The sequence below is a fragment of the Streptomyces sp. NPDC001920 genome, assembly GCF_053594495.1.
The window spans coordinates 40,773-58,593 of record NZ_JBSFEP010000026.1; the positions used below are offsets into that span (position 1 = coordinate 40,773).

Here is a 17,821-nt window from a genome sequence, read left to right on the forward strand (position 1 = left end):
GTAGCCGTTCATGTCCGCGCCGGAACCGGCCGCCGCAGCAGGTAGGCCGCCGCGATCGACACCAGGACGGCCATGCAGGCGATGAACACCAGTCCCGCGTCCTCCAGACCGATCGGGCCCGTCAGCAGCCCCACGCCGATCACCGGCACGGAGATGCCCGCGTAGGCCACCACGAACAGCGTCGAGATCACCGCCGCGCGCCGGTCGGCCGGGGACGCCCCGGCCACCGCGGACAGCGCCCCGCGGAACGCCAGCCCCTGCCCGATGCCGCCGACGAGCGCGCTCACCACCACCAGTGACATCAGGTCCCCTCGCAGTGCCCCCGCGAGCAGCGCCAGCCCGGTGAGGAGCCCGGCGCAGCCCAGCGGCAGCGAACGCCCCACCCCGACCTTGCCGACGGCCAGTTGTCCGGCGGTCGAGGAGAAGAAGGCCAGGGCGACGACCAGTCCGCTCACGGCGTGGTCGTCGACGTCGAGGGACTGGGCGAGGAACGCGGGACTGACCGACGTGAACACCCCGAAGAGCGCGAACCCCACGAACGAGGCGATCGCCGCGGGGCCGAACACCGCCCGGACCTGCGGCGGCAGCGCGGGGCGCCGCGGCCGTACGGTGCGCAGCGGCTGCCGCTCCCGCACCGTCTCCGGAAGGCGCAGCAGCACGGCGGCCGAGCCGGCCACCAGGAGGAGGTGCACGACGTAGGGGAGGTACAGCGGATGGTCGGCGTACTCGGCGAGGACGCCCGCGAGCAGCGGACCGCAGCCCAGCCCTCCCATGTTGGCGGCCGTCGCCACGAACGTGGCCCGCGAGGCGCCGCCCGGAGGTGCCAGCTCCATCACGTAGGCCGTCGCGGCCCCGGTGAAGAGGCCGGCGGACAGTCCCGACAGCAGCCGTCCCGCGTACAGCCACTCCAGCCCGTCCGCGCTCAGGAAGCAGACCGCGCTCCCCGCGGCGCATCCCAGGCCCCACAGCAGCACCGCGCGCCTGCCCACGGCGTCCGAGGCGTTGCCCACCAGCAGCAGGACGCCGATGACCGCGAAGGCGTACACGGCGTAGACGAGGGTCACCGTCAACTCCGAGAAGCCGAACTTCTCCTGGTAGAGGGGGTAGAGGGGGGTGGGCAGCGTGGTGCCGGCCATGCAGACGGCGAACACCGCACCGCTGAGCAGACACGCGCGCCATCCTCGGCGATCACCGGCCATGCCACCGACGTTAGCCCTCGCGGGAGGGGGCGGCCGGGATGCGGGGCCGCCCGCCGCGGGCGACCCTGGTGTCATGTCCGAGCGCCGAGTGATCGTCTACCCGCCGTCCGAGAGGGGCGGCCGCAAGGTGCGTGTCGACGACGAGGTGCTCGGTACCGCGTACAGCCTTCGCGACCTGACGGTGTTCCTGCAGAACGCGGGGCTGAACGACTGGGACGAGCTGGATGTCGCCGAGTCCGGGCTGATCGAGTGGCACGAGGGCGGTCCGGAGGTGTGGGCACCCTGAGCGGGCGCAAGGGTGGGCGGGCCGGCGCGGACCACGATGTGGAGGCGGTGCTCGACGAGCTGTACGGCACTCCCCCGTCCGACTTCGTCGCCCGGCGGGCGGTACTGGCGGCCGCGGCGAAGACGGCCGGCCACGTGGAGGACGCCCGCCGGATCGGTGCCGCCCGCCGGCCCACCCTGGCCGCCTGGGCGGCGAACCTGCTGCTGCGCTCCGATCCGGAGGAGAGCCGGCGGTTCCTGGAGCTGGGGCGGGCGCTGCGGGAGGCCTACCGCACTCTGGACGCCTCCGAGGTCGCCGAGCTGTCCAGGCAGCGGCGGAGCATCGTCTCGGCCTTGTCCCGGGAGGCGGGCCGGCTGGCCGAAGAGGCCGGGCACCGGCTGTCGGACAGTGTGCGGCAGGACGTCGAATCCACCCTGCGCGCCGTACTCGCCGACCCGCAGGCGGCCGACCTGTGGGCCGAGGGCCGGCTGGAGAGCGCCCTCACCCCGCCGTCGGACTTTGCGAGCGCCGGCGCCACGACGAGTCGCCCCGGGCCTGAGGAGACCTCGCCCAGGACACCGCGGCCGTCGGCCCGGACGCGGGCGAAGGACGAGGTCGCCGAGCGGCGCCGCCTGCGGCAGGAGCAACTCGCCCGGGCACGCGCGGCAGCCGACGAGGCCGCGGCGCTGCTGCGCGACGCGCGTGCCGAACGGGCCGACGCCGAGAAGGCTCTGACGCGGGCCCGTGACCGGTGCGACCTGGCCCGGCAGGAGGTGTCCGCCGCGCAGGAGGAGCTGCGTCGGGTGCGGGAGGAGCTAGGGGCCGCGGAGCGGGAGCAGCAGGAGGCCGAGAAACGCAGCCGCCACAGAGCCGACGCGCTCGCGCGGGCCGAGCGCCGGGCGCGGGAGACCGCGCAGGAGGTCAAACGCCTGAGCGGACGCCATGGGTAGCCGCGACCGACGACGGGCCTCCCCTCGCGTCCGCGCCCTCGATTCACGGGCGCGGCTTGCCCGCGGCGGCGAAGGCGTCCGCGGTGGCGAGGTCGAAGTCCCCGTGATCGCTGCCGAGGCCCTGGGCCACCAGTGCCGCCGCGGCGCCGCCGAGGACGGCGGACTCGTACGGGGTGCGCCCGAGGCCCATGCCGCGTACGAAGCCGGCCGAGAAGGCGTCGCCGCAGCCGGTGGTGTCCACCACGTCGATCGCGAAGGCGGGCACCTTGTCGGTGCCCTCGCGTCTCACGAGCAGCGCGCCCTCGGCGCCGCAGGTGACGGCGACCAGGCCTGCCCCGGCGTCCAAAAGCTTGCGCGCGCCCGCCACCAGGTCCGGTTCGCCGGAGAATCCGAGGACCTGGTCCTCGTTGGGCAGCAGATGGTCGACGTACGGCAGCGCCGCCGCGAGCTGCTCGAAACTCCCGAGGGCACCGGGCGCGAGAAGGTCCACCGAGGTGACGACACCGTGTTCCTTCGCGTACTTCAGGATGCGCGCGGCGGTGTCGACGCCGATCAGCTCGGGCCCGCCGAGGTGCAGATGGCTCGCTTCGGCGATCGTGTCCCAGGGCACGTCGTCGGGGCCGTAGGTGATGTTCGCGCCGAGCAGGTGCAGGGACGGGCGGTCGCCGTTGGGGCGGATGGGCAGGACGCTCGCGGAGGTGGGGGTGTCCGCGCGGCGGACGAGGTGGCGGGTGTCGATGCCCGCCCGCCGCAGCAGCGCGACCAGCATGTCGCCGGTGGGGTCGGCGCCGATCGCGCCGGCGCTGTGCACCTCGGCGCCCAGCTTGGCGAGGGTCAGGGCGGTGCCGCCGGCCGTCCCGGCGGCGGTCATCCTGATGTCCTCCACCAGCGTCGCGCCCTGCCCCTCGGGTATCGCCTCCACCGGCCGCACCAGCACGTCCAGCACATGCACGCCCATCGTGACGACCTTCATCGGTTTCCCTCCTGCGCAGGCGTTACGGGGTGAGTGGTGCCGTACTCACGGGCGAGGGCGGCCTCGATCACCGCGCGTTGCCGGCCTTCGTCCAGGACGCGGGGCGTTCCGAGGGCGGCCGCGCGCTGGTGGACGCCGCACGCCCACTCCAGCAGCAGCGCGTGCTCGACCGCCTTGTCCAGCGTCGGGGCGTGGGTGAGCGCGCCGTGACTGGCCATCAGGGCGGCGCCGCGGCCCTCCAGGGCCTCCAGGACGGACTCGGCGAGGGCGGGCGTACCGAACGTGGCGTACGGCGCCACGCGTACCGAGCCGCCCAGCGCCAGCAACTGGTAGTGGATACAGGGCAGTTCGTCGAGGACGCAGGACAGGGCGGTGGCCATCGGGGCGTGGGTGTGGACGACCGCCGCGGTGCCGTAGCGACGGTAGACGCCCAGGTGCAGATCGAGTTCCGAGGTGGGGCGCAGGGTTCCGGACACGACGCGTCCGTCGAGGTCGACCACGGTCACCTGGTCGGCCGTCAGTTCGGCGAGCACCGCGCCGGTGGCCGTGACCGCGACACGGTCCTCGACCCGCACGCTGACGTTGCCGGACGTGCCGATGAGCAGCCCCTCCGCCCCCAGGCGACGGCACGCCTCGGCCACGGCGGCGCGCTCCTGACCCAGCTCCGAGCTTGAGTCCGTCATGGACGCGACGGTAACCTAAACATGAATCAAAGTCACCTTCAGGTTCGAGATCCCCGTTCGAAAGGCCGTCCATGGTCGATACGACCGAACAGCCCGACGGCTCCTGGCCCGTCCCCCTGCGACGCACGCCCCGGCAGGCCCGCAGCAAGGCCCGGCTGGCCCGGGTCCTTCAGGCCGCGGAGCGCATCCTGGTGGATGAAGGCGTCGAGGCGCTGACCACCACCCGGGTGGCGGCGGACGCGAAGGTCTCGATCGGCTCGCTGTACCAGTACCTGCCCGACCGGGACGCCATCATCGACGCGCTCGCGGCCGGGTACTTCGCCCGCCTGGAAGGCGCCATGGACCAGCTCGTCCATGCGGCGGCGGCCGAGCGGTGGGAGGACCCCGTCGGCGTGCTCATCGACGCCTACGCCGCGATCTACCGCGCCGAACACGGTTTCCGGGCCCTGTGGTTCGGCAGCAGCCTGACCGAGCAGACCCGCGCCGCGGACCGAGAACACAAACGGCGTATGGCGGACGGTGTCCGGCGCGTGCTCGGGGCCCTCGGCGTCGAGGGCGACGACGAGGCCCTCCGCCGGGCCTGCCACGCCGCCGTGCTCGCCGCGGACGCCCTCGCCCAGGACGCCTTCCGGCGCGACCCGCAGGGCGATCCGGGCCTCCTCGACGAAGCCAAGATCATGCTCCGCGGATATCTCGGCGCTGTGCTCGCGCACCAGGGCGCACCAGGCACCGGCGCCTGAGGTCGGGCCGCTGCGACGGCCCTGTCATGCCCGGGGCCCGGACCGGCTGACCGGTCCGGGCCCCTTGGCGACACCCCGGTGTCGGGCGCCGCTCCCGGGTGTCGTCACCGTCAGCCGGTGCGTCGCCTCGTGCGCATGAGCAGGAGGAACCCGGCGATCAGCAGGACCGCTCCGGCGGCGGCGGGCCACAGCTTGGCACCCGTCTCGGCGAGGCTGCCGCCGGAGGTCTGCGCCTGCGCTGCGGACCCGCCGGTGGAGTCGTCGCCGCCCGCGGGAGGCACGGTCTGCGCCGGCGTGCCGATGGCGTCGGCGTCGTCGTTCGCCGAGCCGCCCGGAGCCGGCCCGGTGGCCGGCGGGGTGCCGTCGGCCTTGGGTGCCACCGTGCTCGACAGGGTGGGCTCGTCGTCCTTCTCCGGGCCGGTCGCCGGCGCCTGCGGCTCGGGCTCGCCGGTCTCGGGCTCCTGCGTCGCGGGCTTCTCGGTCGCGGGCTTCTCGGTCGCCGGCGCCTCGGTCGGCTGGTCGCCCTTGCCGCCGTCGGCGTCTGCGTCGCCCTTCCCGTCCGCGGGCTTCGGGTCGTCGTCGTCCGCCGGCGGCGTGCCCGCGGACTGCGTCGGCCGGGGCTCCTCGGTCGGCTCCTCCTCAGCCGGGTCCTCGCCGCCGTCACCGGCGCCCGCACCGCAGGTGCGACCCTCGTTGATGCAGTCCACCATCTGCTTCATCAGGTCCTCGTCGAAGACGTTGATGAAGTCGCCGTGGTCCGTCACCGGCTTGTGCAGCTGCTCGGGGAAGGAGTCCACCGCGAACAGCGGGGTCGTCCGGCCGCCGTCCTGGAGGCTGGGCGCGTCGACGTCGTACACGATCCGCTGCACCAGCTGCGGGATGGCCTGGAAGCCGTTGGGGCAGCTGCCGTCGGCCGCGGCGAACGCCACATGGGTGCGGTGGTTGGCGCTGTCGATGTTCTGGCCGTCCCAGCAGCTCTGGAACTTGAACGAGCGCACCACGTCGCTGCCCTGCGGGCACAGCGGGTACTTGTCCTTCAGCTGCCGGTCCTCGAAGCCGGTGCAGCTCCAGGAGGCGTTGGCGTTGCCGGGGCCGTTCACGAACGCCTTGGCGTCACCGGTGATGATGCGCAGCAGCCGGGGCATCTCGGTGACCTTGCCGCGCGGGCTGCCCACGAACGTCAGCGTCACTTCCTTGGGCGTGACGATCTCGCCGGCGTTGCCCTCGATGCCGCCACCGGGCTTGTTGGCGTCCTGTTCCTGCGTTCCGTTCTGCAGGCGCAGCACGGGCCAGTAGTACGTGGACTTGTCGCCCTGGTCGACGCAGGTCGTCTCGGCGTTCGCGAGGTCCTCGTCGCTGGCGAAGGCGTCGTTGGACTGGTTGCCGATGTAGTCGTGGAAGTGGTGGGCGCCGTTGGAGACACCGGGGGCCACGATCACGTTGTCCGAGTTGAACAGCCCGTTCTCGTTGACGCCGCAGCTGGTGGCGAAGGTGCCGCGGGAGGCGCCCTTCTGGAGGGCCGGAGCGGACACGTTCGGCTGGACGGACTTGATGTCCACGTAGTCCGCGGCGACGGGGCCGTTGCCTGCCTGACCGCCGTTTCCGGGCTGCCCCCCGTTGTCCGGCTGCCCGCCGGCCTGTTCGGCGCCGCCCTGGTCGGCGCCTTCCTGGTTCTCGGCGCCCGCGTCCTGGCCGTTGCCCGCGTCGCCGTTGTCGTCGTCGGCCGCGCGCAGCGTGCACGGGGCGAGGGACTCAAGGCCTTGCGGCCGGTCTCCCACGCGGTCGATGGCGATGGCGACGCGCTCGATCGTCGCCGTGCGCTTGTCCTTCAGCGGCGTCATGATCGCGCTGTCGGCGAAGTTCTCGTCCTGCTGGACGGCCTGCGCCGACTTCTGCAGTCGCTGGTAGGCCTCGGCGATCTGCTGGTCTAGCAGGGCGAGTTCCTTGGCGACGTCCTCCGTCGCACCGTCCGGAACCGCGGTCAGCCGGGCACCTACGTCCGGGCAGTCGATGGTGCCGGCCGGCCCGGATCGGGTCTGGACGGGTTCGCCGCCGCCGTCCTCGGTGGCCGAGGCATAGACGTTGGCCGCGACCAGGCCGCCGCCGCCCAACATCAGCGCGACCGCTGCAAAGGTCGCGCGCCGTGCGCCTGTGGGGCGTCTTCGCGTGCTGCGTCCCAAGGAAGTACTCCTACGCCTCGTGGTCGGTCAGGGCATGAAAATCCCCTGCCCCTATACGGACGCGGGCACCTCCGTGTTCAAACGCATCACGAATTCAAAGAAATCTCTTATGAACAGGGCGAACGCACCGTCGCAGCGCGGGAGTCGTGACCGGGTCAGCCCATCAGGCCGGCCGCGAGCGTGGCTCCGAGCTCCCAGCACGCCTCGGTGTCGGCCTTGCCGGGTTCGCCCGTCACGGTCACCGGTTTCGCCGCGCGGCGCCAGCCCAGACCCGTCGTGATGGAGTCGATCGCCCGTACCGCTCCCGTCACATCGCTGCCGCCGTGGACGTAGTAGCCGAAGGGGCGGCCTTGCGTCGCGTCCAGGCACGGGTAGTAGATCTGGTCGAAGAAGTGCTTGAGCGCGCCGGACACGTACCCGAGGTTCGCCGGGGTGCCGAGCAGGTAGGCGTCGGCGTCGAGCACGTCGGACGCCGTGGCCGACAGCGCGGGACGCCGGACGACCTGGACGTCCTCGATCTCGGGCGCGGTGGCTCCGGAGACGACGGCTTCGAGCATGGCCTGGCAGTTGGGCGAGGGCGTGTGATGCACGATCAGCAAGGTGGGCACACCCGCACCCTGCCGTCGCGCCCTCCACGACGCAACCCCGCCGCTCGGGGCGTCGCCCTCAGCGCTCAGGGGCAGCGGACGTGACCTTGTCGACCGCCGCGGACAGACACTCCTGCATCTCGTCGGGCATCGAGCCGCCCTTGACCGCGGTGACCAGCTCGCCGGCCAGGGAGTGCAGCTTGGTGTTGGTGTTCTGCGAGGCCGAGACCAGCACCGTCCACGCCTCGTCGGAGTTCAGCCGGAACGAGGCCATCAGGATGCCCCGGGCCAGGTCGATGGTCGGCCGGGTCTGCATGGCCCGCCGCAGCTGGGCGACTTCGATGCGCAGTTCCTCGGTGACCTTCGCGTCCTGGGGGTGCGGGTGCCCGGCGCCCTCCCCGTCCGGGTCGCAGCGGGCGAACAGCGTCCGTGTCCCGGTCACGGCGAGCAGCCGGTCGACCACCGTACCGGTGGAGTGGACAGTGACCGTCTTGGCCTGCTTCAGGGCCTGACGGCGCACGGTGAGCAGGACGTCGAGTGTGGAGCAGTCGCAGAAGGAGACGTCCGCCAGATCCAGATCGATACCGCGGGCCGAGCGGCTCAACGCTTCACGCAGGACGTTTCGCAGTCGCTCACTGTTGTCGAGGTCGAGTTCCCCGCGCACCTTCACCACGACCCGGTCGCCGTCGAGGTGGAGGGTGGTGACCAGTGGGCACGGTGCGTTCACCGCTGGTTCGAGGTCGGCGTCCGCACGCTCGGCGGCGCTCCCTGCGGCGTGTGCAACGGACGTGAGCTCCGGCATGACCGCCTCTCCCTCAGACGCTCCCCGTCTCCGTCATCAGACTGAACCCGAACCGCGGGACACGTCAACAGATACATGAAATGCCGTGCGTGTTTTTGTATACGTGAAAACTCAGTCGTAGTCTTGGGGCATGGACGGAGTCCCTGAGCCGCACACCGGATGGACGTTCCTCACCAACCATGCCCGCGTGCTGGCGTCGATCGCCGACAACCCCAACGTCCGTATTCGCAGCATCGCCGCGCACTGCCGGCTCACCGAACGAGCCGTCCAGAAAATCATCGCCGACCTGGAGCGGGACGGCTATCTGAGCCACACCCGCGAGGGACGCACCAACACCTACCGCATCGACCCCGGCAGGGTACTGCGCCACCCGGCCGAAGCCGGACTGAAGGTGGCCGAGCTGCTCTCCCTGCTGGTCCAGGCCGAGGCGGATCGCAACACCCCGCCGCAGCAGCTGAGGGCCGCGCGTGCGCGGACACCGGTGGACGGCGGGTGAGGCGAGCGGGCGGCGGTGCGGGGCAGCAGGCCCTGCCGCCGGCGCTCCACGCGCCGTCCGGGCTCAGCTCAGTACGCGCAGCGCCCCTGGCAGGACTCTGACCGTGACCGGGAGGGTCGCCTCGACCTCACCGTCGGCGCCGTAGGGCACCTCGCGGTCGGCCTCGATGCGGATCTCCCTGCCCCGCAGGATGGTCACCTGGGGGCGGTGCACATGGGCGCCCGTCTTGAGGTCGTTCATCAGGGCGAAGAAGAGCCGGCGCGGAGCCTCGCGAATCATCACCACGTCCAGCAGGCCGTCGTCCACCCGGGCGTCGGGCGCGATGAGGCGGCCGGAGCCGTAGTAGCCGGAGTTGGCCGCGACGACCGTGTAGCCGGTGTGCGGGTGTTCCACGCCGTCGACGGTGACCCGGTAGCGGGCGGCGCGCCAGGTGGTGACGGCCCGCAGACCGCCGGCGTAGTAGGAGGCGGCACCGCGCAGCAGGGTGGCGTTGTTGGCGTGGCGGTTGGCGAGCGCGTCCACGCCCGCGTACACGCTGCCGAGGACCACCGTGCGGGGGTGGACGGCCGACTCGACCTCGATGGTGTCGACCTCGCGGGGTTCGTGGTGGAGCAGGACCTGTGCGAGGGCGGTCGGGTCGGCGGGGAGGTCCAGCGCCCGCGCGAAGTCGTTGCCGCGGCCGGCCGGGACGAGACCGAGCACGGCGTCGGTGCCGCTGAGGGCCCCGCCGATACCGCCGGCCATCCCGTCACCGCCGACCGCGAGCACCACCCGGCCCCGCTCTCCGGCCTCCCGGGCGAGTTCCCGGGCGTGTTCCAGGCTGCGGCTGTACTCGGTCTCCAGGTCGGCCCCGGCCTCCCGCAGCGGCCGGGCCACGGTCAGCAGCGCGGCAGCTGAGGCGGATCCGCCCGCCGTGGGGTTGACGATGGCGGTGAACTGTCGCATCGCAGTGCCTTTCGGGCCGATGGGAGGGTGCTGCCGGAGGCGGGGTGGGTGTGGGGATGGGGGCTACGAGGGGGTTCTCTGTGGCCCGGGTCGGGGGTGCCCGGGGCGGCCCAGGGACCTCAGGGGCCTGGTGAGGGTCCTCAGTCGAGGGGCAGGAGGACGCCGGGGTTGAGCAGGCCCGCCGGGTCGAGTCGGCGCTTCACGGCGCGCAGCGCCTCGACGCCCAGGGGGCCGGCCTCGCGGACGTACCAGTCCCGGTGGTCGGTGCCCACGCCGTGGTGGTGACTGATGGTGCCGCCCGCGGCGAGGATCGCCTCGTTGGCGGCGTGCTTGGCGCGCTCCCAGTGCGGCACCGGGTCGTCGCCCTGGGCGGAGACGACGGTGAAGTACAGCGAGGCGCCGTTCTCGTAGACGTGGGAGATGTGGCACATGACCAGGGGTGGCGTGCCCGCCTCGGTGAGCGTGCCGGTGAGCGCGTCACGGACGGACGCGTACAGTTCGGGCACCCGTGACCAGAACGTCGCCGTCTCCAGCGTCTCGGCGAACGCCCCGGCGTCCAGCAGGGAGTCCCGCAGGTAGGGGGCCGAGTAGCGGCCGTGCGCCCAGCGTTGTCCCGGTTCCTCGCCCAGCGGGGTTCCGCCGCACTCGCGCAGGACGGCGGCGGCCCGCTCCCTGCGGTACGCGGTGTCCTCGTCGGTGCCTTCGTAGCCGGCGATCGCCATGCAGCCCGCGGACCGGAGCCCCGCCGCGTCGCCGCCGATGGCGTCGGGCTGGGCGAGGCCGATGAGCGTCTCGGTCTCGTCGGACAGCCGCAGCACCGTCGGGCGCGGCCCGTCCTGGGCGAGGCGGCGCAGCGCGGCGGCGCCCTCCTCGAAGGAGGCGAACCGCCAGCCCTCGTACACGCGGGTGTCGGGGACGGGCCGGATCCGCACCGTGACGGACGTGATGACGCCGAACGCGCCTTCGGAGCCGAGCAGGAGCTGGCGCAGGTCGGGTCCGGCCGCCGAGCGCGGTGCGCGGCCCGTGTCGATGGTGCCCTCGGGCGTGGCGAGGGTCAGGCCGAGGACCATCTCGTCGAAGCGGCCGTAGCCGGCGGACGCCTGGCCGCTGGAGCGGGTCGCGGCGAAGCCGCCGATGGTGGCCCACTCGTAGGACTGCGGGAAGTGGCCGAGGGTGAAGCCGTGTTCGGCCAGCAGTGCCTCGGCCCGGGGCGCGCGCAGTCCCGGTTGCAGGGTGGCGGTGCGTGAGACCGGGTCGAGAGCGAGCAACTGGTCCATGCGGCGCAGGTCCAGGGCGACGAAGGAGTCGCGCCGGGCCGGGGCGAGGCCGCCCACGACGGAGGTGCCGCCGCCGAACGGGACGACGGGCAGGCCGTGTTCGGCGCAGGCGCGCAGCACGGCGAGCACCTCGTCGTGGTCGGCGGGGAGCACCACGGCCGCGGGGATGTCGTCGACCTCGCCGTCACGGATGCGCAGCAGGTCGGGGGTGGACTTGCCGCGTGTGTGGCGGATCCGGGTCTCCGCGTCGGTACGGACGTGTTCCTCGCCGCCGAGGGCCTCGGACAGCGCCTCGTGCGCGGCCGCTTCGAGCCGCGAGCCGGCCACGGCGATGTCCTCCAGGGCGACGGGTCCGGCGGTGCGCGGCTTGACGCCGAGCAGGTCGCGCAGCAGCCCGGTCACGGTCTCGGGCAGCGGGGCCGCCTTGGCCGGGTCGCCCCAGCCGCTCCACAGCATGTCCATGACTGTCGTCCTCACCGGTCGATTCGGGCGATGCCGTGTCCGGACGGCCTCGCAGGCGTTACACTGTGACACATGACGCCTATTCGTCACAACCACTCGGACGGCGACGCCGTGCTCGACGCGGTACGCGACTGCGTCCTGGCCGTCGGTGTCCGCCGTACGACGCTGACCGACGTGGCCCGCCGCGCGGGTGTCTCCCGCATGACGCTGTACCGGCGCTGGCCCGATGTGCGCTCGCTGGTCGGCGACCTGATGACCCGTGAGTGGGTCGCGGTGGCCACCGCGGCCATGCCCGAGCGACGTGCCGGCGTGGACACCCGCGGCCTGATCGTCGAGGGGCTGGTGGCCGGGGCGAGGTCCTTCCGCGCCCACCCGCTCTTCCGGAAGATCGTGGACGTCGATCCGGAACTGCTCCTCCCCTACGTCCTCGACCGCCGCGGTGCGAGCCAGGAGGCCCTCCTCGCCCTGCTCGCCGACGCCCTGCGCGAGGGGCACGCCGACGGATCGGTGCGCGCCGGCCATGTCGACAGGCAGGCGCGGGCCCTGCTGCTGATCGTGCAGTCCTTCACGCTGTCCCTGCGCACCATGACCGACGAGGACGACGCCGAGCTGAGCGGCGAGGCATTCCTCGCGGAACTGCGCGGCATCCTGGAGAGGACCCTGACGCCATGAGCCCCACCGCTTCCGCACCGGCCCCCGGATCGTCGCTCTGCGCCGCCCGGCGCTCACGTGAACTGGCCGAGTCCGTCGGTGGTCCCGCCGTGGACGTCCTGGTCGTCGGGCTCGGCGCGACCGGCGCCGGGGTGGCCCTGGACGCCGCGGCCCGCGGGCTGTCCGTCGTCGCCGTCGACGCCCACGACCTGGCGTTCGGAACCTCCCGCTTCAGCAGCAAGCTGATCCACGGCGGCCTGCGCTATCTCGCCTCGGCGCAACTCGACGTGGCCCACGAGAGCGCCGTCGAACGCGGTGTGCTGATGGAGCGCACGGCCCCCCATCTCGTACGGGCCCAGCCCTTCGTGCTGCCGCTGACGCCCTTGGTCTCCCGCGGGCAGGCGGCCCTGGCCTGGGCCGGCTTCCGGGCCGGCGACACCCTGCGCCTCGCGGCCCGCACGGCGCGCGCCACCCTGCCGGCCCCGCGCCGCCTCTCCACGGTGGAGACCCGGCACCTGGCTCCGGGCCTGCGCACCCAAGGGCTGCGCGGCGGCCTGCTGTCCTGGGACGGCCGCCTCACCGACGACGCCCGGCTGGTGACCGCGATCGCCCGCACCGCCGCCGCCCGCGGGGCACGGATCCTGACCCGGGTCAGGGCCCTGCGGCTGACCGGCACCGGCGCCCACATCCGCGACGAACTCACCGGCGAGGAGGGCGAGATCAGGGCACGGGCGGTGATCAACGCCTCCGGCGTCTGGGCCGGCGGCCTGGTGGACGGCATCCGGATCCGGCCCTCGCGCGGCACCCACCTCGTGCTGCGCTCCGACCACCTCGGCCCCCTGCCGGCCGGACTGCACGTGCCGGTCCCCGGGGAGACCAACCGCTTCGTCCTCGTCCTGCCCCAGGGCGACGGCCGGGTCTACGTCGGGCTCACCGACGAGCCCGTCGAGGGCGACATCCCCGACGTCCCCGAGGTGCCCGAGACGGACATCGGCTTCCTGCTCGACGTCCTCGGCTCCGTCCTGGACGCCCCCGTCCGACGCGACGACGTCGTCGGGGCGTTCGCCGGACTGCGCCCCCTGCTCGACACCACCCCGGCCGACGGGTCCGGCGCTTCCCCCAGGACCGCCGACATCTCCCGTCGGCACGCGGTCCTCACCTCGCCGGAGGGCGTGATCACCGTGGTCGGCGGCAAGCTGACCACCTACCGGCGCATGGCCGAGGACGCGGTGGACGCCGCCGTCACCGCCCGCCGGCTCACCGCCGGCCCCTCCCCCACGGCCTCCCTCCCCCTGGCCGGCGCCGCGTCACCCGCCGCGCTCGGCGCCGTCCGGGCGCCCCGCCGCCTGGTCCGGCGCTACGGCGTCGAGGCGGCGGCCGTCCAGGAACTCGCCGCGCGGGATCCCCGGCTGGGCGAACCGGTCCTGCCGGGACACCCCGTGACCGGCGCCGAACTGCTGTGGGCCGTACGGCACGAAGGGGCCCTGGACGAGGCCGACGTGCTCGACCGGCGTACCCGCATCGGGCTGGTGCCGGCCGACCGCGAGGCGGCGGTGGGTGCGGCACGGGAGGCGCTCGGGGAGGCGTGGGCGCCGCAGGGGTGACGGGGCGCACGGGACGGATCTGCGTGTCAGGCGTCGGTGCGCCGCAACCGCCACACGTGGTCGTTGCGGTGCCCCTCCGCGCCCTCGGGTGACACGCTCACCCGGCGCACCGTGTCCAGCATCTCCAGGCTCCACCGCGGCTTCGGCAGCGCGAGTTCGTCGAGGGCGCTGTGCGGCGTCGGGAACGTCGCCTCGAAGGGCGGCTCGGTCTGCCAGGACGGCCAGTCGGCGTGCAGGACGATCAGCAGCGTGCCGCCCACCGCGACCGCGGCCGCGGCCTGCCGCAGGACGCGCTGCTGGTCCAGGGGGACCGGCGACTGCAGATACTGCACGTTCACCAGGTCGTAGGAGCCCTCGGGGAACGACTCGCCCAGTACGTGCCGTTCCCAGGCCGTACGCTCGCCGACGCCGGCCTCGGCGGCGTGCAGGGCAGCGCGTTCCAGGGCCGTGTACGAGATGTCGACGCCGGTGACCCGCCAGCCCCGCGAGGCGAGCCACACCGCGTCGGCGCCCTCTCCGCATCCGAGGTCGAGGGCGCTGCCCGGGGCGAGGTCCCCGGCCTCGCGCACCAGCAGCGCGTTGGGGCGACCGCTCCAGAGGCGGCCGCCGTCCCGGTAGCGGGTCTCCCAGAAGTCGGCCGCCTTCAGGGCGGAGCTCTCGGTCATGTGGTGCCTCCCGGATGCTGGGGGTCGTGGGAAGGAACCGGGCGGGCGCGGGGCCGCGCGGTCCATGCTCAAGAGCCTGCGAGCGGGGCCCGGTCGAGGCAATCAGCCTTGCCGTTTCGGCAAACAGCGGGCGGCGTGGGACCACGGTCCTACGACCTCGGAGCCGGTCCCCTTGGGCCTGCGGTCCGATTCGCCCCGCCCCGCGCACGGCTAGCGTCACAGGCATGCGTATAGGACTTCTCGGCACCGGAAATGTCGCACGAGCACTGGCCCAGGGCTGGAGTGCCGCGGGACACGACGTACTCCTCGGCTCACGCCGTCCGAAGGAGCGGACGGACCTCGAACTCCCCGTGGCGGGTCTGCGGGAGACGGCGGATCACGCGGAGGTGCTGGTCAACGCCACGCCGGGCACCGTCTCGGTCGAGCTGTTGCGCTCCATCGGAGCCCCGGCGCTGGCCGGCACGCTGCTGATCGACGTCGGGGTGGGTCTCTCCGACGACTACGCCGAGCTCTCGCACCCCAACAGCAGCCTGGGCGAACAGATCCAGGAGGCGTTTCCGCAGACCCCCGTCGTCAAGACGCTGTGCACGATGGACTCCACCGTGATGATCGCCCCGCAGCATCTCGACGGCCCCAGCACCGTCTTCCTCTCCGGTGACGACCCGGAGGCCAAGCGGACCACCGGCCGGCTCCTCACCGACCTCGGCTGGCCCCCGTCGTCCCAGCTGGACATCGGCGGCATCACCACCGCGCGCGGGCAGGAGCACTTCGCGCTGCTCTTCATGGGGATCGCGGGCGGGCTGGGCGGCCACACGTTCAACATCAAGGTGGTGACCGCCTAGCCGCCGACGGTGGTGGACGGCCGCGACCCGTCGAAGGTCAGGCCTCCAGCCAGAAGCCCGCACGGGTCCGCCAGAGGTCGAGCAGGCCCTCGTCCCCCTGTGTCTCGACGGCCGGCGCGGGTCGCCGGTAGCAGTACAGGAGCAGGTCCTTCACCGGGCCCCGGACGGCCGCGCCGGCGGGCGCCTCGTCCGCGACCCGACGCCAGGCGGGGCGCTCGCCGGTGAGGTCGACGAGCCAGTTCCCGGCGTCGGTCGCGTGGAAACGGAGGGTGCGGCCGGGGGCGAGCAGGCCGGGCAGGTCCGGCCGGGGCTCGTGAGCCTCGGGGAAGGTCGAGTACTCCAGCCACTCCTCGACCGCGTCCACGGCGAGATCGGTCTCCACGGCGAAGCGCGCACCGGCCGCTTCGGCCGCGTCGGCTCGGTGGACGAGGGTCTCGTGCGTCATGCGGCGGGCCCAGAACGCCACCGCGGCGGGCCGGTCCACGGAAGGGTTCCACGCCTGCGCGCCGGGCCCCGCGGCGCGCAGGGCGACGCTGAGGGCCTTGGCTCCTTCGACGAGCCAGGGCACCAGGAACGACTCGTCCTCATGCGGACGGGCGGGTACGTCGTCCACCAGGCCGCCGGGGACCGGCCCGGTGGCCCGGGTCCGCACGACCTCCTCGGACCAGCGGTGGTCGCCGCCCACGTGCCGCAGCAGCCGGCCGAGGTCCCAGCCGGGGCAGGAACGCACCGGGGCGGTCATGTCGGCGCCCCGCACATGGGCCGTGAGCAGCTCGGTCTGGGAGACGATCTCGTCGCAGCAGCGCTCGAAGGTCAGCGAGGTCATCGCCTCATGATGCCGCAGACGCGGGGCCTCGTTTTGTCAGTGGTCTCGGATACTGTGTGCCGCCTGAGCAAGATCAGGGGAACGGGATCAGGGTGGGGAGTGAGCGATGCCGATGGGGGCGGGTCGGGTACGGCGCGCAGTGGCCCAGGCCGCTTTGGTGGCCGTGGTGCTGACGGGCTGTTCGGGGACGGCCGAGGACGAGGCGAAGCCGTCGGGGAGCGCTTCCCGGGCGACCGAGGCGGCTGCCGGCGGCGGTACGGCGGTGAAGAGGGGCGGCACCGTCGGCGCCGCCGGATCGGCCTGCGAGCTTCCGGTCGCCTTCGACATCGCCGAGCACTGGGAGGCGGAGGCCATCGACGCCGGGCCGGAGAAGGCGGACGGCGACGGCTCGGCCGAGCCCGAGGGCGAGCGGGCGCAGGAGATCGCCGACGCGCTGCTGCGTCAGGGACCGGTCACGGCGGCCTGCGAGGTGGACGCCAAGCCGGCGGGGAACATCGGCTTCTTGCGCGTCTGGACGGGCGAGCGGGGTGACGACGACGCCCGCGCCGTCCTGAAGGCCTTCGTCGGCGCGCAGGACGGCACCAGCAAGGCCGAGTACAGCTCGTTCGAGGCGGGCGGCCTCGCCGGCGCCGAGGTGAGGTACCTCCACACGAGCGAGCTCCTGGAGGAGACGAAGGAAGAGGCCGCCGTGGCCGTCGTCACCGAGCGGGGTCCGGTCGTCATACACCTCGGCGGGATGGACACCGAGGAGCACCGGGCGATGCTGCCGGCGTACGAACTGGCCAAGCGGACCCTGCGCGCCGTCTGAGCCACGGTTCGGGCGGATCCTGCCTACGCGGGGCCGGTGAGGAACCGGTCGAGTGCCGTCGTCAGTTCGGCCGGCTTCTCCACGGGCAGTTCGTGGCCGGCGTCCAGGATGCGGATCACCGCGTCCGGATAGGCCTTGGCCATGCGCAGCATCTGGGCGACGGGCAGCTGGATGTCGTGGTAGCCGTGCACCATCAGGGTGGGCGTCCGGATGTCGCCGACCTTGTCCAGGACGTCGAAGGCACGCATGGCGCCGTAGAGCGTCATGACGACCTCGCGAGGGGTGTCGGCCGAGGCGCGGATGTACTCGCGGATCTCCTCGCGGGGGTAGCCGGGCGCGAAGGCACGCTGGATGTTGGCGGCGACGAACAGTTTGAAGGGGGCCAGCGTCGAGGCGGCCATCAGCAGGGCGCGACCCCGGTTGTAGGCCATCCTGCCGATGGAGTTCACCAGCACCATGCGCTCGACCCGCTCCGGGTGGGCGAGCGCGACGGTCTGGGCGATCATGCCGCCCATCGAGTGGCCGATGATCGCGAACCGCTCGATCCCCAGGTGGTCGAGCAGGGTGAGGACGTCTCTTGCCAGGTCGTCGATCGCCCGTGCTCCCGATCCCGTGCTCTCGCCGTGCCCGCGCAGGTCGAGGCGGACGACCCGCCGCTGCTGGGCGAAGTGCGCCATCTGGTGGTCCCAGCGATGCCGGTTCGCCGTCCAGCCGTGGACGAACACCAGGGGCACGCCTCCGCCGTCGCGGGGACCCTCGTCGTCGTACGTCAGCGTGGCGCCGTCGACTTCGAGCTGCGGCATGAGGGGCCTCCTGGGGGTGCGCATACGGGTTACTGATCGGTACGGTATCCGGCCGTGCCGACC

At 73.1% G+C, this 17,821-nt stretch carries 19 protein-coding genes; 8 read left to right on the forward strand and 11 right to left on the reverse strand.

The features are described from left to right. Positions 1 to 8 precede the first annotated feature (8 nt). Complete coding sequence (locus ACWCPI_RS34000; RefSeq protein WP_451041805.1) at positions 9 to 1,199, reverse strand: MFS transporter; 1,191 nt, start codon at positions 1,197 to 1,199, stop codon at positions 9 to 11. A gap of 73 nt (positions 1,200 to 1,272) precedes the next feature. On the opposite strand from ACWCPI_RS34000, the gene ACWCPI_RS34005 reads away from it, so the two are divergent. Continuing rightward, on the forward strand, positions 1,273 to 1,485 hold the full coding sequence (locus tag ACWCPI_RS34005) for a hypothetical protein (protein ID WP_451041806.1): 213 nt from the start codon (positions 1,273 to 1,275) through the stop codon (positions 1,483 to 1,485). Further along, complete coding sequence (locus ACWCPI_RS34010; protein ID WP_451041807.1) at positions 1,473 to 2,414, forward strand: hypothetical protein; 942 nt, start codon at positions 1,473 to 1,475, stop codon at positions 2,412 to 2,414. Before ACWCPI_RS34005 ends, ACWCPI_RS34010 begins: the two co-directional genes overlap by 13 nt. Before the next feature lie 43 nt (positions 2,415 to 2,457). Here ACWCPI_RS34010 and ACWCPI_RS34015 read toward each other — a convergent pair whose 3' ends face one another. Further along, the gene (locus ACWCPI_RS34015; protein WP_451041808.1) at positions 2,458 to 3,387 is read right to left on the reverse strand and encodes a carbohydrate kinase family protein; all 930 of its coding nucleotides are present in this window, start codon (positions 3,385 to 3,387) and stop codon (positions 2,458 to 2,460) included. Next, a complete protein-coding gene (locus ACWCPI_RS34020; RefSeq protein WP_451041809.1) occupies positions 3,384 to 4,070 on the reverse strand; it encodes a class II aldolase/adducin family protein in 687 nt (228 codons plus the stop codon). Before ACWCPI_RS34020 ends, ACWCPI_RS34015 begins: the two co-directional genes overlap by 4 nt. A gap of 71 nt (positions 4,071 to 4,141) precedes the next feature. Here ACWCPI_RS34020 and ACWCPI_RS34025 point away from each other — a divergent pair, with 71 nt between their 5' ends. Continuing rightward, positions 4,142 to 4,810 carry a TetR family transcriptional regulator gene (locus tag ACWCPI_RS34025; protein ID WP_451041810.1) on the forward strand — a complete coding sequence of 223 codons (669 nt, stop codon included), beginning with the start codon at positions 4,142 to 4,144 and terminating at the stop codon, positions 4,808 to 4,810. A 110-nt stretch (positions 4,811 to 4,920) separates the two neighbouring features. Here the strand turns inward: ACWCPI_RS34025 and ACWCPI_RS34030 are convergent, their stop codons facing one another. From ACWCPI_RS34030 to ACWCPI_RS34040, 3 genes are all read right to left on the reverse strand, one after another. Continuing rightward, the gene (locus ACWCPI_RS34030; RefSeq protein ID WP_451041856.1) at positions 4,921 to 6,924 is read right to left on the reverse strand and encodes a DUF1996 domain-containing protein; all 2,004 of its coding nucleotides are present in this window, start codon (positions 6,922 to 6,924) and stop codon (positions 4,921 to 4,923) included. 221 nt (positions 6,925 to 7,145) lie between these two features. Next, positions 7,146 to 7,598 carry a flavodoxin family protein gene (locus ACWCPI_RS34035; RefSeq protein ID WP_388796279.1) on the reverse strand — a complete coding sequence of 151 codons (453 nt, stop codon included), beginning with the start codon at positions 7,596 to 7,598 and terminating at the stop codon, positions 7,146 to 7,148. Positions 7,599 to 7,656: 58 nt separating this feature from the next. Beyond that, the gene (locus ACWCPI_RS34040) at positions 7,657 to 8,379 is read right to left on the reverse strand and encodes an anti-sigma factor antagonist (protein WP_451041811.1); all 723 of its coding nucleotides are present in this window, start codon (positions 8,377 to 8,379) and stop codon (positions 7,657 to 7,659) included. 130 nt (positions 8,380 to 8,509) lie between these two features. On the opposite strand from ACWCPI_RS34040, the gene ACWCPI_RS34045 reads away from it, so the two are divergent. Next, complete coding sequence (locus ACWCPI_RS34045) at positions 8,510 to 8,875, forward strand: helix-turn-helix transcriptional regulator (protein WP_451041812.1); 366 nt, start codon at positions 8,510 to 8,512, stop codon at positions 8,873 to 8,875. A 63-nt stretch (positions 8,876 to 8,938) separates the two neighbouring features. Here the strand turns inward: ACWCPI_RS34045 and ACWCPI_RS34050 are convergent, their stop codons facing one another. Then, positions 8,939 to 9,820 (reverse strand): YegS/Rv2252/BmrU family lipid kinase, encoded by an 882-nt coding sequence (locus ACWCPI_RS34050; RefSeq protein ID WP_451041813.1) that lies wholly within the window; start codon positions 9,818 to 9,820, stop codon positions 8,939 to 8,941. A 140-nt stretch (positions 9,821 to 9,960) separates the two neighbouring features. Next, positions 9,961 to 11,559 (reverse strand): FAD-binding oxidoreductase, encoded by a 1,599-nt coding sequence (locus tag ACWCPI_RS34055; protein WP_451041814.1) that lies wholly within the window; start codon positions 11,557 to 11,559, stop codon positions 9,961 to 9,963. A gap of 72 nt (positions 11,560 to 11,631) precedes the next feature. Between ACWCPI_RS34055 and ACWCPI_RS34060 the strand changes: the two genes are divergently transcribed. Beyond that, positions 11,632 to 12,231, forward strand: coding sequence for a TetR/AcrR family transcriptional regulator (locus ACWCPI_RS34060; protein ID WP_388796266.1), 600 nt, complete (start codon positions 11,632 to 11,634; stop codon positions 12,229 to 12,231). Further along, positions 12,228 to 13,814, forward strand: coding sequence for a glycerol-3-phosphate dehydrogenase/oxidase (locus tag ACWCPI_RS34065; protein WP_451041815.1), 1,587 nt, complete (start codon positions 12,228 to 12,230; stop codon positions 13,812 to 13,814). The genes ACWCPI_RS34060 and ACWCPI_RS34065 overlap by 4 nt, the downstream gene beginning before the upstream one ends. Positions 13,815 to 13,840: 26 nt before the next feature. Here ACWCPI_RS34065 and ACWCPI_RS34070 read toward each other — a convergent pair whose 3' ends face one another. Next, positions 13,841 to 14,479 (reverse strand): class I SAM-dependent methyltransferase, encoded by a 639-nt coding sequence (locus tag ACWCPI_RS34070; protein ID WP_451041816.1) that lies wholly within the window; start codon positions 14,477 to 14,479, stop codon positions 13,841 to 13,843. A gap of 14 nt (positions 14,480 to 14,493) precedes the next feature. Here ACWCPI_RS34070 and ACWCPI_RS34075 point away from each other — a divergent pair, with 14 nt between their 5' ends. After that, positions 14,494 to 15,321: an NADPH-dependent F420 reductase gene (locus ACWCPI_RS34075; RefSeq protein ID WP_451041817.1), complete on the forward strand. Its 828-nt coding sequence runs from the start codon at positions 14,494 to 14,496 to the stop codon at positions 15,319 to 15,321. Positions 15,322 to 15,358: 37 nt separating this feature from the next. Here the strand turns inward: ACWCPI_RS34075 and ACWCPI_RS34080 are convergent, their stop codons facing one another. After that, positions 15,359 to 16,147: a maleylpyruvate isomerase family mycothiol-dependent enzyme gene (locus tag ACWCPI_RS34080; RefSeq protein WP_451041818.1), complete on the reverse strand. Its 789-nt coding sequence runs from the start codon at positions 16,145 to 16,147 to the stop codon at positions 15,359 to 15,361. 106 nt (positions 16,148 to 16,253) lie between these two features. Between ACWCPI_RS34080 and ACWCPI_RS34085 the strand changes: the two genes are divergently transcribed. Further along, the gene (locus ACWCPI_RS34085; protein WP_451041819.1) at positions 16,254 to 16,955 is read left to right on the forward strand and encodes a lipoprotein; all 702 of its coding nucleotides are present in this window, start codon (positions 16,254 to 16,256) and stop codon (positions 16,953 to 16,955) included. Positions 16,956 to 16,978: 23 nt separating this feature from the next. On the opposite strand, the gene ACWCPI_RS34090 is transcribed toward ACWCPI_RS34085, so the two are convergent. Then, complete coding sequence (locus ACWCPI_RS34090; protein WP_451041820.1) at positions 16,979 to 17,758, reverse strand: alpha/beta fold hydrolase; 780 nt, start codon at positions 17,756 to 17,758, stop codon at positions 16,979 to 16,981. Between the last annotated feature and the right edge of the window lie 63 nt (positions 17,759 to 17,821).

Excerpts from the sequence above, each read along its gene's own strand:
- ACWCPI_RS34055 (WP_451041814.1), bottom strand. The coding sequence starts at position 11,559 with ATGGACATGCTGTGGAGCGGCTGGGGCGACCCGGCCAAGGCGGCCCCG.
- ACWCPI_RS34000 (WP_451041805.1), bottom strand. The coding sequence starts at position 1,199 with ATGGCCGGTGATCGCCGAGGATGGCGCGCGTGTCTGCTCAGCGGTGCG.
- ACWCPI_RS34050 (WP_451041813.1), bottom strand. The coding sequence starts at position 9,820 with ATGCGACAGTTCACCGCCATCGTCAACCCCACGGCGGGCGGATCCGCC.
- ACWCPI_RS34060 (WP_388796266.1), top strand. The coding sequence starts at position 11,632 with ATGACGCCTATTCGTCACAACCACTCGGACGGCGACGCCGTGCTCGAC.
- ACWCPI_RS34025 (WP_451041810.1), top strand. The coding sequence starts at position 4,142 with ATGGTCGATACGACCGAACAGCCCGACGGCTCCTGGCCCGTCCCCCTG.
- ACWCPI_RS34090 (WP_451041820.1), bottom strand. The coding sequence starts at position 17,758 with ATGCCGCAGCTCGAAGTCGACGGCGCCACGCTGACGTACGACGACGAG.
- ACWCPI_RS34005 (WP_451041806.1), top strand. The coding sequence starts at position 1,273 with ATGTCCGAGCGCCGAGTGATCGTCTACCCGCCGTCCGAGAGGGGCGGC.
- ACWCPI_RS34070 (WP_451041816.1), bottom strand. The coding sequence starts at position 14,479 with ATGACCGAGAGCTCCGCCCTGAAGGCGGCCGACTTCTGGGAGACCCGC.
- ACWCPI_RS34015 (WP_451041808.1), bottom strand. The coding sequence starts at position 3,387 with ATGAAGGTCGTCACGATGGGCGTGCATGTGCTGGACGTGCTGGTGCGG.
- ACWCPI_RS34020 (WP_451041809.1), bottom strand. The coding sequence starts at position 4,070 with ATGACGGACTCAAGCTCGGAGCTGGGTCAGGAGCGCGCCGCCGTGGCC.
- ACWCPI_RS34045 (WP_451041812.1), top strand. The coding sequence starts at position 8,510 with ATGGACGGAGTCCCTGAGCCGCACACCGGATGGACGTTCCTCACCAAC.
- ACWCPI_RS34085 (WP_451041819.1), top strand. The coding sequence starts at position 16,254 with ATGCCGATGGGGGCGGGTCGGGTACGGCGCGCAGTGGCCCAGGCCGCT.
- ACWCPI_RS34040 (WP_451041811.1), bottom strand. The coding sequence starts at position 8,379 with ATGCCGGAGCTCACGTCCGTTGCACACGCCGCAGGGAGCGCCGCCGAG.
- ACWCPI_RS34030 (WP_451041856.1), bottom strand. The coding sequence starts at position 6,924 with ATGTTGGGCGGCGGCGGCCTGGTCGCGGCCAACGTCTATGCCTCGGCC.
- ACWCPI_RS34065 (WP_451041815.1), top strand. The coding sequence starts at position 12,228 with ATGAGCCCCACCGCTTCCGCACCGGCCCCCGGATCGTCGCTCTGCGCC.
- ACWCPI_RS34075 (WP_451041817.1), top strand. The coding sequence starts at position 14,494 with ATGCTGGGGGTCGTGGGAAGGAACCGGGCGGGCGCGGGGCCGCGCGGT.
- ACWCPI_RS34080 (WP_451041818.1), bottom strand. The coding sequence starts at position 16,147 with ATGACCTCGCTGACCTTCGAGCGCTGCTGCGACGAGATCGTCTCCCAG.